Annotated in this window: 13 protein-coding genes; all 13 read right to left on the reverse strand. The window is 70.5% G+C overall.

The genetic code is table 11. From position 1 onward, the window contains the following. Positions 1-105 precede the first annotated feature (105 nt). Complete coding sequence (locus AOK11_RS10435) at positions 106-1,218, reverse strand: DivIVA domain-containing protein (RefSeq protein WP_055593376.1); 1,113 nt, start codon at positions 1,216-1,218, stop codon at positions 106-108. Between the two features lie 52 nt (positions 1,219-1,270). After that, positions 1,271-1,561 (reverse strand): YggT family protein, encoded by a 291-nt coding sequence (locus AOK11_RS10440; RefSeq protein WP_055593377.1) that lies wholly within the window; start codon positions 1,559-1,561, stop codon positions 1,271-1,273. 50 nt (positions 1,562-1,611) lie between these two features. Beyond that, positions 1,612-2,262, reverse strand: a complete 651-nt coding sequence (locus AOK11_RS10445) for a cell division protein SepF (RefSeq protein WP_055593378.1) — start codon at positions 2,260-2,262, stop codon at positions 1,612-1,614. A gap of 130 nt (positions 2,263-2,392) precedes the next feature. Next, the gene (locus tag AOK11_RS10450; RefSeq protein WP_055593379.1) at positions 2,393-3,124 is read right to left on the reverse strand and encodes a YggS family pyridoxal phosphate-dependent enzyme; all 732 of its coding nucleotides are present in this window, start codon (positions 3,122-3,124) and stop codon (positions 2,393-2,395) included. 6 nt (positions 3,125-3,130) lie between these two features. Then, the gene (gene pgeF / locus AOK11_RS10455) at positions 3,131-3,859 is read right to left on the reverse strand and encodes a peptidoglycan editing factor PgeF (protein WP_055593380.1); all 729 of its coding nucleotides are present in this window, start codon (positions 3,857-3,859) and stop codon (positions 3,131-3,133) included. Then, positions 3,856-5,049, reverse strand: a complete 1,194-nt coding sequence (gene ftsZ, locus AOK11_RS10460; protein ID WP_055593381.1) for a cell division protein FtsZ — start codon at positions 5,047-5,049, stop codon at positions 3,856-3,858. Before ftsZ ends, pgeF begins: the two co-directional genes overlap by 4 nt. A 280-nt stretch (positions 5,050-5,329) precedes the next feature. Beyond that, positions 5,330-6,127 (reverse strand): cell division protein FtsQ/DivIB, encoded by a 798-nt coding sequence (locus AOK11_RS10465; protein WP_055593382.1) that lies wholly within the window; start codon positions 6,125-6,127, stop codon positions 5,330-5,332. A gap of 202 nt (positions 6,128-6,329) precedes the next feature. Continuing rightward, positions 6,330-7,421 carry an undecaprenyldiphospho-muramoylpentapeptide beta-N-acetylglucosaminyltransferase gene (gene murG / locus AOK11_RS10470; protein ID WP_055593383.1) on the reverse strand — a complete coding sequence of 364 codons (1,092 nt, stop codon included), beginning with the start codon at positions 7,419-7,421 and terminating at the stop codon, positions 6,330-6,332. Positions 7,422-7,427: 6 nt separating this feature from the next. Continuing rightward, positions 7,428-8,780, reverse strand: a complete 1,353-nt coding sequence (ftsW, locus tag AOK11_RS10475) for a putative lipid II flippase FtsW (RefSeq protein ID WP_055593384.1) — start codon at positions 8,778-8,780, stop codon at positions 7,428-7,430. An 80-nt stretch (positions 8,781-8,860) separates the two neighbouring features. Then, complete coding sequence (gene murD / locus AOK11_RS10480) at positions 8,861-10,327, reverse strand: UDP-N-acetylmuramoyl-L-alanine--D-glutamate ligase (RefSeq protein ID WP_055593385.1); 1,467 nt, start codon at positions 10,325-10,327, stop codon at positions 8,861-8,863. Then, positions 10,309-11,400 carry a phospho-N-acetylmuramoyl-pentapeptide-transferase gene (mraY, locus tag AOK11_RS10485; protein WP_055593392.1) on the reverse strand — a complete coding sequence of 364 codons (1,092 nt, stop codon included), beginning with the start codon at positions 11,398-11,400 and terminating at the stop codon, positions 10,309-10,311. Before mraY ends, murD begins: the two co-directional genes overlap by 19 nt. Next, on the reverse strand, positions 11,400-12,806 hold the full coding sequence (locus tag AOK11_RS10490; protein ID WP_055593386.1) for a UDP-N-acetylmuramoyl-tripeptide--D-alanyl-D-alanine ligase: 1,407 nt from the start codon (positions 12,804-12,806) through the stop codon (positions 11,400-11,402). Before AOK11_RS10490 ends, mraY begins: the two co-directional genes overlap by 1 nt. Positions 12,807-12,810: 4 nt before the next feature. Then, positions 12,811-14,227, reverse strand: a 1,417-nt coding sequence (locus AOK11_RS10495) for a UDP-N-acetylmuramoyl-L-alanyl-D-glutamate--2,6-diaminopimelate ligase (RefSeq protein ID WP_055593387.1), incomplete at its 5' end; no start/stop codon positions are given.

Below are 14,227 nucleotides of genomic sequence, written 5' to 3' on the forward strand. Positions count from 1 at the left end.
GGGCCCCAACGCGCGTAGCACAAGGGCGGGGCCCCGGGTTCTCGAACCCGGGGCCCCGCCCTGAACACTGTCGGCCGCTACGCCGTACTCATGGCCATCAGGCCGTCAGTTGTCGTCCTCGTCGATCAGGAACCCGCGCATCGGCGAGGGTGCCTGACCCATCGGCGACGGTCCCTGCGGACGCACCGGCGCCATGGGCTGGGTCATCGCCGGCTGCATCTGCTGCTGGCCACCGCCGTAGGACGGGCCGGACTGGCCGGGGCCGCCCATCTGCTGGTTGCTGCCGTAGGACGGCGCACCGGCACCGGCCGGAGCCATCGAGGGCGCCGGGGACGGCGGCAGCGACGGAGCGGCGGGCTGACGCGGCGGGGCGAGCGAGTCGTCCGCCTGGGTCTCCAGCTGACGCAGCTGCGATTCCAGGTAGGACTTCAGCCGCGTGCGGTACTCGCGCTCGAAGCCTCGCAGGTCCTCGACCTTGCGCTCCAGCGTGGCGCGGGCGGACTCCAGGGAGCCCATCGCGACGCGGTGCTTCTCCTGCGCGTCCCGCTCCAGGGCGTCCGCCTTGGAGCGGGCGTCCCGCTCGAGGCCCTCGGCACGCGAACGCGCCTCGCCGACGATCTTGTTGGCCTCGGAACGGGCCTCGGCGATCGCCTGGTCGGCGGTCTGCTGGGCCAGCGAGAGCACACGGGCCGCACTGTCGCCGCCGGGGCCGCCCTGCTGTCCCGGGAGGCCGGGAGGACCGCCCATGGGGCCACCGGGGCCGCCCATGGGGCCGGGACCCTGACCCATCGGGCCGGGACCCTGCGGACCGCCCTGACCGCCGGGGCCGGCGGGCAGCTGCGGCGCACCGCTCGGCAGCTGGGGCGGACCACCCATGGGGCCACCCATCTGCTGCTGCGGCGGGCCCGATATGCCGGCGGGCACCGGACCGCCGGGACCTCGCATGCCCTGCTGGGGCATCCCCTGGGGCGGCCCCTGCTGTTGCTGCTGCTGCTGGTCCTGCGGTTCCGGAGGCTTGCGCATGTTCTGCTGGTTCTGGGCAGCAGCGCGCGTGGCCGCGGCCAGTTTGGCGCGCAGGTCCTCGTTCTCTCGGAGCAGGCGCGTCAGTTCGGCTTCGACCTCATCGAGGAAGGCATCGACCTCGTCCTCGTCATAGCCTTCTCGGAGGCGGACGGTCGTGAACTGCTTGTTCCGCACGTCCTCGGGGGTCAACGGCATCTCTTCACCTCAACGTAGTCATCGGCAGTCGGCAGGCCCATGTCGTCCACAGTCACCTCAGCGCACTGCCCACGAGGGAGATCAGGATGTAGACGATGATCATCAGTACGAAGAAGGACAGGTCGAGCGCCACGCCCCCGAGACGCAGCGGCGGGATGACCCGCCGCAGAAGCTTCAGCGGTGGATCGGTGACAGTGTAGGTGGCCTCCAGGACGACCACCATCGCCTTGCCGGGTTGCCACGAGCGGGCGAACTGGAAGACATAGTCCATGACCAGACGGAAGATGAGCACGATGAGGAACACCATCAGCGCGATGTAGATCACCTGCGCGAACACGCTCATGGTCTGGTTGTCCCTCTCCCCTGTGTCCTGCGTCTGTCCGGTCCTGCGTCTCAGCTCTGGTTGAAGAACCCGCCCTCTGCGATACGGGCCTTGTCCTCCGCCGTGACATCGACGTTAGCAGGAGACAGCAGGAACACCTTCTGCGTCACCCGCTCGATGCTGCCGTGAAGACCAAACACCAAACCGGCCGCAAAGTCGACAAGTCGCTTGGCGTCCGTGTCATCCATCTCGGTCAAATTCATGATCACCGGCGTGCCTTCACGGAAGTGTTCCCCGATGGTACGGGCCTCGTTGTAGGTCCGCGGGTGAAGTGTGGTGATCCGGTAAGGCTCTCGTTCCGACACGACCTTGGGCATGATCACCGGTGCGTTCTTCTCCAGGCTGGCGCGTTCTTGTGTGATGGATGCCACGGGCGCGATGCGCGCCGGGCGTGCCGATTCAGCGGGAAGCGAAGCGGACCGGGCGACCGGCTCGCGAAGCGGGGGCGAAGGGGCGACTCGCACCTCTTCGTCCCTTTGGAGTTGGTGTGCCCCGTGTACGCCGTGCGACTGGTGCGACGGCTCGTGCCGCCGGTGGTCCCGCTCGGGCTCCGGGTCGAGTTCGGGTTCGAAGTCGTCGTCTGGGTCAAATCCGCGGCCGTCGTACCCATCGTCCTCCACGAGGCCGAGGTAGACCGCCATCTTGCGCATCGCGCCGGCCATTCTCCGTGCCCTCCGCTCTGTGGTGGATCCGCTGACGACCGCCAAGTGCCCGCGATCCACAAGGTCCTCAAGTCCGCCCGATCAGCGGCAATGACCATATTTTCTGCTGTGGTCCGACTTCCTGGCGACGTTACCCGAGCCGGGGGCGGACTCCGAGTACCGCACTGCCTACGCGCACATGTGTCGCTCCGGCCGCAACAGCCTGTTCGAGATCCGCACTCATCCCCGCGGAGACCATGTTCGCAGCAGGATGGGCCGCGCGCAGGTCGGTCGACAAATCCATCAAGCGCTCGAACGCCGCCTGTTGGCGCCCGGCGTACTCCCCGGTGAGCGGAGCGACGGTCATCAGCCCGTCCAGCCGCAGACCTTCGGCCCCGGCGACGAGACGGGCCAGTTCCGCGACGCCGTCCGGCGCCACGCCGCCGCGCTCCCCCCGGCCCCCTCCCGCCGCGGGCTCATCCGCGTCGAGCGCGACCTGGATGAGGCAGCCCAGTTCGCGCCCGTTGCGCACGGCCTCCTTCGAGAGCGCCGTGACCAGTCGGGAACGATCGACGGACTGCACGAAATCGGCATAACCCGCCACAGACCGCACCTTATTGGTCTGAAGCTGCCCGACAAAGTGCCATTGAAGGGGCAGATCGGCACATGCGGCGGCTTTCGGGGCGGCGTCCTGGTCGCGGTTCTCGGCGACATGACGCACACCGAGCTCCGACAGGATCCGCACATCGCTCGCGGGGAAGGTCTTGGTGACCACGATCAGGGTCACTTCCTCCCGCCCGCGCCCGGCAGCCGCGCACGCGGCGGCGATCCGCTCCTCCACATCCGCGAGATTCGCGGCGAGTTCTTCCCTACGTTCCGTCATACCCCATCAGTCCAGCCATACATAGCCCGCGAGCCGCCCGGTGGTGCGGTCCCGCCGGTACGAGAAGTGATCGTCCGACTCCAGCGTGCACACCGGCGACCGCTCCCGGTCACCCACCCCGAGCCGTTCGAGCTGGGCGTGCACACCCCCGGCCACATCGACCGCCGGCGTACCCCGACTCGTCTCGGCATACGCCGCCGGCTCGACGGCGGCCACCTCGGCGCGCATCTGCGACGGCACCTCGTAGCACCGGCCGCAGACGGCGGGGCCGGTGCGGGCGACGATGCGGGCCGGGTCGGCGCCGAGTTCCGTCATGGCCCGCACGGCGGCGGGGACCACCCCCGCGACCAGGCCGGGCCGGCCCGCGTGGGCCGCCGCGGCGACACCGGCGACGGGGTCGGCGAGCAGCACCGGAACGCAGTCGGCGGTGAGTACGGCGAGGGCGAGGCCCCGCCGCGCGGTGACCACGGCGTCGACCTCGGGAACGGGACGGTCGCCCCACGGCCCGTCGACCACGACCGCGTCGGCTCCGTGCACCTGGTTCATCCAGACCACCCGGGCCGGGTCGAGGACGAGGGACTTCGCGGCCAGTTCGCGGTTGGTGCGCACCGCGCCGGAATCGTCGCCGACCGCCCCGCCGAGGTTGAGCTCCGCATACGGAGCGGCGCTCACCCCGCCCCACCGGTCGGTGAAGGCGAAGTGCGCGCCGCGCACGCTTTCGCGCTGTCCTATCACTTGAGGAAGTCCGGTACGTCCAGCTCCTCGGCCGCGCTGTCCGCATAGGTGCGGGACGGCGGGACGGGCGGCTGGGCGATCGGGATGTCGCTGACCGGCTCGGGGGCCTGCTCCGGCTCCTCCTTGGGCGTGACACTGCCCAGGGAGCCGAAGGACGGACGGCTCTCGGGCTGCCGCGCGGGGGCGGGCTCCTCGCGCTTGGCCGAGGACGAGCCGAGGACGTTGTCCCGCTTCGAGGGCGGCTGGCCGCCGTCGAAGCCGGCCGCGATCACCGTGACCCGGACCTCGTCGCCGAGGGCGTCGTCGATCACCGCGCCGAAGATGATGTTGGCTTCGGGGTGGGCCGCCTCGCTCACCAGCTGGGCGGCCTCGTTGATCTCGAACAGACCGAGGTCGCTGCCGCCGGAGATGGACAGCAGGACGCCCCTGGCGCCGTCGATGGAGGCTTCCAGCAGCGGGGAGGAGATCGCCATCTCGGCGGCGGCCACCGCGCGGTCGTCGCCGCGGGCCGAGCCGATGCCCATGAGGGCCGACCCGGCCTCGGACATGACCGACTTGACGTCGGCGAAGTCGAGGTTGATCAGGCCGGGGGTGGTGATGAGGTCGGTGATGCCCTGGACACCGGAGAGCAGGACCTGGTCCGCCGACTTGAAGGCGTCCAGGACCGAGACCTGGCGGTCCGAGATGGACAGCAGCCGGTCGTTGGGGATGACGATGAGGGTGTCGACCTCTTCGCGGAGCTCGGCGATGCCGTCCTCCGCCTGGTTGGCGCGGCGCCGGCCCTCGAAGGTGAACGGGCGGGTGACCACGCCGATGGTGAGAGCGCCGAGCGAGCGGGCGATGTTGGCCACCACGGGGGCGCCGCCGGTGCCGGTGCCGCCGCCCTCGCCGGCCGTCACGAAGACCATGTCGGCCCCCTTGAGGACCTCCTCGATCTCCTCGCGGTGGTCCTCGGCCGCCTTGCGGCCGACGGCCGGGTTGGCTCCGGCGCCGAGTCCGCGGGTGAGTTCACGGCCGACGTCGAGCTTGACGTCGGCGTCGCTCATCAACAGGGCTTGCGCGTCGGTGTTGATGGCGATGAACTCGACGCCCTTGAGACCGACCTCGATCATCCGGTTGATGGCATTGACACCACCGCCGCCGACACCGATGACTTTGATGACTGCGAGGTAGTTCTGCGGTGCTGCCACGTCGAAGGCCTCTCGCCTCGAGTTACGTGTCGCCGACTCACGGCCGTGCCGCGATTCGACGACTGATGCCGATGTGGGACGGTCCGTATCGCCGACCCGAACCCTAACGTTGAAGTTTAGGGTTACCAGTGTGCCTGTTCCCTGGAGTCTTCTGAACAGGACAGTAAGTCGACAAGTGGCGCGCGTTCAACGAACACGCCGAACCTCCCGTTTTTCTTTTCACCCTATGTGATCAGCCATGGCACCACCCAACCAGGGGTCTGGCCTGCACTGATATGCGTCAACTCCCCGATGACGCGGGAGCGGTGGGAACACTCACATCGAAGTGCCGTGCGTCCGGCGCCGCTTTCAGCAGAGCGGTGAGGGCACGGCCCTTCGCGGCACCATTCTCGCCGCTCCCCCAGGAGATCGCCCTGCCGTCCGCCAGTTCCAGCGAGATGTCGTCATAGGAACGGACCTTGACGCTCCGCGTCGCACGGGCGACGGCGTCCGGCACCTCACGGGCGACCCGTACCGCCTCGCGCACCAGCCGGCCCTCGCCGAAGCGGCGCAGACTCGCGGCCGTGGTACCACTCCGGCGCACGCTCAATTCCAGCCGGGGAACACCTTTGGGCGCTCGGGAAACCGTGGCGTATCGGACACCTTCGCCGTCGATCTCGGTGAACTCCCCGCCTTTTTCGACCACGAGAACCGGCGTGCGCTCGGTGATATTCAGCTCTATTTCGTGCGGCCAGGAACGGACCACGTCAACTGTGCCGATTCGGGGCAATTCATCGCGGAGCCGCGCGGCGATCGCGTCCGTGTCCACCGCGACCATCTGGTCCCCGACGGGGACATCGGCGATCTCACGCACTTCCTCCGAGGTCAGGACCCGGGTGCCGGACACGGACACCCGCTCCACCCGGGCCAGATCGGACCCGTACAGCAGCCAGAACGTGCCGCTGCCGAGGAAGACCAGGGCGACCGCCAGGATGACGATCAGACGAAGGTGTCTCCGCCTCAACCGCCGCCGCGCCGGCGGCGGCCCGGACGGCTCCCGCCGGCGTTCACCGCGCTCGGCGGTGGTCGATCCGGCCACAGCACTCCCTTTCCCGCGGCGCGGCTCGCCTCCGGGGCACCGCGGCCGACGCCGGGAGGCCGACCGCGCTCAGCCCTTCGGGCCTTCGCATGCTCGACCTGCCGGCACCGCCGCGCCCCTTCGACTCACTCGCCGGTGTCCTAAGCCTGTCGTTTGGATCAGACCGGGCTCGCGGGGTCCGGCCTGATCCAAACGAAAGACCCTAGCGCTGACGTGAGGCGATCGCCTCGTACACCATGCCGACGAGCAGGTCGTCGGCGTCCCGGCGGCCGAACTCGGCGGCGGCGCGGGACATCTCGTACAGCCGGTGCGGGTCGGCCAGGACGGGCAGCACGTTCTGCTGGACCCACTCCGGCGTCAGTTCCGCGTCGTCGACCAGAAGTCCGCCGCCGGCCTTGACCACCGGCTGGGCGTTCAGCCGCTGTTCACCGTTGCCGATGGGCAGCGGGACGTAGGCGGCCGGGAGCCCGACGGCGGAGAGTTCGGCGACGGTCATCGCGCCCGCGCGGCAGAGCATCATGTCGGCCGCGGCGTACGCGAGGTCCATCCGGTCCACATAACCTACCGGGATATAGGGGGGCATTCCCGGCATCTGCTGCACCTGGGGCAGTTCGTTCTTCGGGCCGACCACGTGCAGGATCTGGATGCCGGCCTGCTGGAGCCACGGCGCGACCTGCTGGACGACCTCGTTCAGCCGGCGGGCGCCCTGCGAGCCGCCGGACACCAGCAGCGTGGGCAGGTTGGGGTCGAGCCCGAACGCGGCACGGGCCTCGGGCCGCACGGCGGCCCGGTCCAGGGTGGCAACGGAGCGGCGCAGCGGAATCCCGATGTAGCGGGCGTCGCGCAGCTTGCTGTCCGGGGTGGAGACGGCGACCTTGGCCGCGTACCGGGAGCCGATCTTGTTGGCCAGGCCGGGGCGGGCGTTGGCCTCGTGGACGATGATCGGCACACCGAGCCGCTTGGCGGCGAGGTAGCCGGGCAGGGCGACATAGCCGCCGAAGCCGACCACGGCGTCCGCCTTGGTGCGTTCCAGGATCTGCTCGGTCGCCTTGATGGTGCCGCGCAGCCGGCCCGGGACGGTGATCAGCTCGGGGGTGGGCTTGCGGGGCAGCGGCACGGCGGGGATCAGCGCCAGTTCGTACCCGCGCTCGGGTACCAGACGTGTCTCGAGACCGCGTTCCGTGCCCAGGGCCGTGATGCCCACGGACGGATCCTGCCTGCGCAGGGCATCCGCGAGGGCGAGCGCGGGCTCGATGTGGCCCGCGGTTCCTCCGCCGGCGAGTACGACATGCACCGAAATTCACCGCTCTCCGGACGAGCGTGCCGCCGTGGCGCGCCGTCGCATCGTGTTCCATCTGTGGGGTCGCTGAGTACCCCGGTCCCGCTTTCTACCAAAGCGAGGTTGCCGCATCGCAAGCGCCGCCCGCGCAGCGGGCTCGTCACGCGCGAAGGCGATCAGCAGCCCGATGGCGAACATGGTCGGCAACAGGGCGGAGCCCCCGTAGGAGAACAGCGGGAGGGGAACACCTGCGATCGGCAGCAGTCCGAGGACCGCACCCATGTTGATCACGGCCTGGGCCGTGATCCAGGTGGTCACGCCTCCCGCGGCATACCTCACGAAGGGGTCCTCCGTGCGTCCGGCCACGCGGATACCCGCATAGCCTAGAGCCGCGAACAGGGCGAGTACCGACAGCGTCCCCGCCAGGCCCAGTTCCTCACCAGTGATGGCGAAGATGAAGTCGGTGTGAGCTTCGGGTAGTTGACCCCATTTCTCCACACTCGCGCCGAGCCCGGAACCGAAGATCCCACCGGACGCGAGGGCGTAGATCCCGTGCACGGCCTGCCAGCAGTCGACGGGGCCCGTCCGGGGTTCGGTGGCGCCGAGGCAGGCCAGCCGGGCCATGCGGTTCGGGCTGGTCCTGATGAGGAGCGCGCCGATCAGCGCGGCGACGGTCAGCACACCGGCGAACAGCCGGGTGGGCGCCCCGGCCAGCCAGAGCAGGCCGAAGAGGATCGCCGTCAGGATGATCGCCGTGCCCATGTCGCCGCCGAGCATGATCAGTCCCAGCAGCATGAAGGCGGCCGGAACGAGCGGCACCAGCATGTGCTTCCACTGGGACAGCAGCCGCCTCTCCTGCTTGCGGGCGAGCAGGTCGGCGCCCCACAGCACCAGGGCGAGCTTGCCGAACTCGCTGGGCTGGAGCTGGAAGGAGCCGCCGACGCCGATCCAGTTCTGGTTGCCGTTGACCTCCATCCCTATCCCCGGCACCTGCACCAGGACCATCAGGAAGACGGCGCCCGCGAGGATGGGGTAGGCCAGCGCCCGGTGCAGCTTCACCGGCATCCGGGAGGCCGCGAGCAGCAGCACGGTCCCGATGCCGGCGGCCAGGAGCTGTTTGCGGAAGAAGTACGAGCCCGGCAGTGACATCTGCAGCGCGGTGATCTGGGAGGCCGAGTAGACCATCACCAGGCCGAGCACGGTGATCAGCGCGCTGCCGCCGAGGATCAGGTAGTAGGCGGTCAGCGGCCGGTCCCAGGCCTTGCGGGCCCGCGCGTGGAGGGCCCTCAGGGGGTTCTCGCGGGCCTGCCGGGGTGCGGCGGGGCGGTGGGGTGCCCGCCGCACGGGAGGCCGTCCCGTGCGGCTACCGGGCATGTCGGCCTCCGCTGTGCGCCCCATGGTGCCTCGACGGTCCCACGCGTCCCTCCCAAGGTCGCCCGGCACAGGCGGCCGGGTCAGGCACCGAGTTCGCGCACCGCCTGTGCGAACGCCTCACCGCGCCTGTTGTAGTTGGCGAACATGTCCATCGAGGCGCAGGCCGGGGCCAGCAGCACCGTGTCGCCGGGCCGGGCGAGGCGCTTCGCCTCCTGGACAGCCTGGAGCATCGCCCCAGTGTCGGTCCGGTCGAGGTCGACCACGGGTACTTCCGGTGCGTGTCGCGCCAGGGCTTCGCGGATCAGCGCGCGGTCCGCGCCGATCAGGACGACGCCGCGCAGGCATTTCGCCGAGGCCGCGACCAGTTCGTCGAAGGTGGCGCCCTTGGCGAGTCCGCCGGCGATCCACACGATCGACTCGTAGGCCGCCAACGAGGCCTGTGCGGCATGGGTGTTGGTCGCCTTGGAGTCGTCGACATAGGCGACCTCGTCCACGTCGGCGACATGCGCGATGCGGTGGGCGTCCGGGGTGAAGGCGCGCAGCCCGTCCCGTACGGCCGCCGCCGGCACCCCGTAGGCGCGCGCGAGGGCGGCGGCGGCGAGGGCGTTGGCGATGTTGTGCGGGACGGGCGGGTCGACGTCGGCGACCTCGGCGAGTTCCTGGGCGCTGCCCCGGCGGTCCTCGACGAAGGCGCGGTCGACCAGGATGCCGTCGACGACGCCGAGTTGGGAGGGGGCGGGGGTGCCGAGGGTGAAGCCGACGGCGCGGCAGCCCTCCTCGACGTCGGCCGCGCGGACCAGGTCCTCGGTGGACGGCTTGTCGGTGGCGTCGACGTTGTAGACGCAGGCGATCCGGTTGCCCTCGTAGACGCGGCCCTTGTCGGCGGCGTACGCCTCCATGGAGCCGTGCCAGTCGAGGTGGTCGGGGGCGAGGTTCAGCACCGCCGCCGAGTGCGCGCGCAGGGAGGAGGACCAGTGGAGCTGGTAGCTGGACAGTTCCACGGCGAGCACGTCGTACTGCTCGTCGCCGAGCACCGCGTCGAGGAGCGAGACGCCGATGTTGCCGACGGCCGCGGTGCGCAGGCCCGCCGCCTCGAGGATCGAGGCGAGCATCCGGACGGTGGTGGTCTTGCCGTTGGTGCCGGTGACCGCGAGCCAGGGCGGGGCGTCGGGGCCGCGCAGCCGCCAGGCCAGTTCGACGTCGCCCCAGACCGGGACGCCGGCCTGTCCGGCGGCGGTGAACAGCGGCTTGTCGGGCTTCCAGCCGGGGGCGGTGACGACGAGTTCGGTGCCCTCGGGGAGGGTGCTCGCGGCCTGCTCGCCGAGGCGGACGGTGATGCCGAGCCGTTCCAGTTCGGCCGCCTGGGTCCGGGCGCGCTCGTCGTCGCCGTCGTTGACGACCGTGACGTGCGCGCCGAGGCCGTGCAGCGCCCTGGCCGCCGGGACGCCGGAGACGCCGAGCCCGGCGACGGTGATGTGCCTGCCCCGGAACCGGTAGGGCTCCGGGGACTGCGATGCCACTGGTGCGGTCACTTGTCCGCTGCCCATCCCGCGTAGAAGATGCCGAGTCCGACGATCACGCAGATGCCCTGGATGATCCAGAAGCGGACCACGACAAGGACTTCGGACCACCCCTTGAGTTCGAAGTGGTGCTGGAGCGGCGCCATCCGGAAGACGCGTTTCCCGGTGAGCTTGAAGGAGCCGACCTGGATGACCACCGACATGGTGATGAGGACGAACAGGCCGCCCAGGAGGGCGACCAGCAGCTCGGTGCGGGAGCAGATCGCGAGGCCCGCGAGGACGCCGCCGAGCGCGAGCGAACCGGTGTCGCCCATGAAGATCTTGGCCGGCGAGGTGTTCCACCACAGGAAGCCCAGGCAGGAGCCCATCAGCGCGGAGGCGACCACCGCGAGGTCGAGGGGGTCTCTCACCTCGTAACAGGCGCCCGGGTTGGTCAGGGTCGTCGCGTTGGCGCAGGACTCCTGGAACTGCCAGACGCCGATGAAGGTGTAGGCGCCGAAGACCAGGACGGAGGCGCCGGTGGCCAGGCCGTCCAGACCGTCCGTCAGGTTCACGCCGTTCGACATCGCGAGGATCATGAACAGCGCCCAGATGACGAACAGCACCGGGCCGATGCTCCAGCCGAAGTCGGTGATGAACGACAGCTTGGTGGACGCCGGGGTGTTGCCCCGGTTGTCCGCGAACTGCAGGGCGAGCACGGCGAAGGTGATACCGACGATCAGCTGGCCGGACATCTTCGCTTTGGCCCGCAGGCCCAGCGAACGCCGCTTGACGATCTTGATGTAGTCGTCCAGGAAGCCGACCAGTCCCATGCCCACCATCAGGCCGAGCACCAGCAGGCCCGAGAAGGTCGGCGCCGCGTCGACCTCCGGGTCCACGTAACCCGTGACCAGTTTCGCCAGGAAGTACGCGGCGACCGTCGCCAGGATGAAGGCGATACCGCCCATCGTCGGCGTACCGCGCTTGCTGGCGTGCTCGCGCGGGCCGTCGTCGCGGATGTACTGCCCGTACCCCTTGCGTGCAAGCAGCTTGATCAGCAGCGGGGTGCCGACCAGCGTCAGGAAGAGGCCAATGACTCCTGCGAACAGGATCTGCTTCATCATCGGGCGACGACCTCGCCCTCGGTACCGGTCGCGAGCAGCGCCTGCGCCACGCTCTCGAGACCGACCGACCGGGACGCCTTCACGAGAACGACGTCTCCCTGGCGCAATTCACTGCGCAACAGGTCGACAGCCGCCTGTGCGTCGGACACGTGCACCGACTCCTCACCCCACGAACCCTCGTTATATGCGCCCAGTTGCAGCCAGGCGGCTTCCCTGCCCCCGACCGCGACGAGCTTGCTGACGTTGAGCCGGACGACTAGCCGTCCGACCGCGTCGTGCTCGGCGAGCGCCTCGTCCCCGAGCTCGGCCATCTTGCCGAGCACCGCCCACGTACGACGTCCGTTGCCCATGGCCGCGAGCGCGCGCAGGGCGGCTCGCATGGACTCGGGGTTCGCGTTGTAGGCGTCGTTGACGACCGTCACGCCGTCCGGGCGCTCGGTGACCTCCATCCGCCAGCGGGAGAGGGAGCCCGCTTCGGAGAGCGCGAGTGCGATCTCGTCTGCGGACATGCCCAACTCGTGGGCGACGGCGGCCGCGGCGAGCGCGTTCGACACGTGATGCTCACCGTACAGGCGCATGGTCACATCGCTTGCACCGGAGGGTGTGTGAAGCCTGAACGAGGGCTGTCCGCTGTCCATGAGTCGTACGTTCTCGGCCCGAACGTCCGCTTCGTCGCTCTCTCCGAAGAGGAGCACTTTCGCCTTCGTGCGGGACGCCATGGCGCGTACGAGCGGGTCGTCCGCGTTGAGGACCGCGGTGCCGTCCTCGGGGAGGGCCTCGACGAGTTCGCCCTTGGCCTGTGCGATCTGCTCCCGGCCGCCGAACTCCCCGATGTGCGCGGTGCCCACGTTGAGCACCAGGCCGATCTTCGGCGGGGTCAGGCCCGCGAGGTACCGGATGTGGCCGATGCCACGGGCGCCCATCTCCAGCACGAGGAACCGGGTTTCCTCGGTGGCGGTGAGCGCGGTCAGCGGCAGCCCGATCTCGTTGTTGAGGGAGCCGGGGGTGAAGACGGTCGGCGCCTTGCGCCGCAGCACCTGCGCGATGAGGTCCTTGGTGCTGGTCTTGCCGGCCGAGCCGGTCAGTGCGACGAGGGTGGCGCCGAGACGCCGCACGACGTGCCGGGCGAGGGCGCCCAGCGCGCTCTGGACGTCCTCGACGACGATCGCGGGCACCCCCACGGGCCGGGAGGCGAGCACGGCCGCCGCACCCGCCTCGACGACCGCGGCCGCGAAGTCGTGGCCGTCCACGCGTTCACCGGCGAAGGCGACGAACAGGCTGCCCGGCACCACCTCCCGTGAGTCCCGCACCACCGGCCCGGTGACCGGAACGGACGGATCCGGTATGTCGTACGTCTGCCCGCCGACGACTTCTGCGATCTCGGCGAGGGAGAGGGCGATCACAAGTTCATCCCTGGGTCTGCTGGATAGCTTCGCGAAGCACCTGGCGGTCGTCGAAGGGACGCACCACCCCGGCGATGTCCTGCCCCTGCTCGTGGCCCTTGCCGGCGACCAGCACGGCGTCGCCGGGCTGTGCGCGGGCGACGGCGGCGGCGATCGCCGCGGCCCGGTCCTCGAAGACCTGCACCTCGCCGCGCTCGTGGGCGGGCACGGAGGCCGCGCCCTCCAGCATGGCGGCGAGGATCGCGAGGGGGTCCTCGGAGCGGGGGTTGTCGGAGGTCAGTACGGCGGTGTCGGCGAGCCGGGCCGCCGCGGCGCCCATCGGCCGCCGCTTGGTGACGTCCCGGTCCCCGCCGCAGCCGAGCACCACGTGGACCTTGCCCTCGGTGACCCTGCGCAGGGCGCGCAGCACCGACTCGACGGCGTCGGTCTTGTGGGCGTAGTCGACCACCGCGAGGTACGGCTGGCCCGCGTCCACGCGCTCCAGCCGGCCGGGCACGCCGGGGACGGCGGCGACACCGTCGGCGGCGGCCTGCGGGTCCAGTCCGGCGGCGGCGAGGGCGACGATCGCGGCGAGGGTGTTGGCCACGTTGAAGGGGCCCGGCAGCGGCGACCGGGCGGTGATCCGCTCGCCCTCGGGGCCGAGCACGGTGAACGTGGAGTCGGTGGGGCCGACCACGACGTCCTCGGCGCGCCAGTCGGCGTCGGGGTGGCCCTCGGCGGAGTAGGTGATGACGGGGACGCCGGCCTCCTTGGTGAGGCGGCGGCCGTACTCGTCGTCGGCGTTGACCACGGCGAGGCGGCTGCGCAGCGGGGTGAACAGCTGCGCCTTGGCCCCGAAGTAGTCCTCCATGTCGGAGTGGAACTCCATGTGTTCCGGGCTCAGGTTGGTGAAGACGGCGATGTCGAAGACGCAGCCGTCCACCCGGCCCAGGACCAGGGCGTGGCTGGAGACCTCCATGGCGACCGCGTCGACACCGCGTTCGCGCATGACGGCGAACAGGGCCTGGAGGTCGGTGGCCTCCGGCGTGGTGCGTTCGGACTTGATGCGCTCGTCGCCGATGCGCATCTCGACGGTGCCGATCAGCCCCACCCGTCGCCCGCCGCCGCCCTCGGCCGACGGCGCTTCGCGCCGGCCCTCCTCGTCCGTGCCGCGGACGGCCTTCAGGCCGCCCTCGACGAGATAGGCGGTGGTGGTCTTGCCGGAGGTGCCGGTGATGCCGACCTGGAGCAGGTCGCGGCCCGGGTGGCCGTAGATCGTGGCCGCCAGTTCGCCCATGCCCGCGCGGGGGTCGTCGACCACCAGGGCGGGCAGGCCGGCCGCGGCGACGCGTGCGGCGCCGCTCGGGTCGGTGAGCACGGCGACCGCGCCGAGGCCCGCTGCCTGGTCGACGAAGTCGGCGCCGTGCAGGCGGGCGCCGGGG

The organism is Streptomyces hirsutus, from assembly GCF_001418415.1.
GTDB classification, from domain to species: domain Bacteria; phylum Actinomycetota; class Actinomycetes; order Streptomycetales; family Streptomycetaceae; genus Streptomyces; species Streptomyces hirsutus.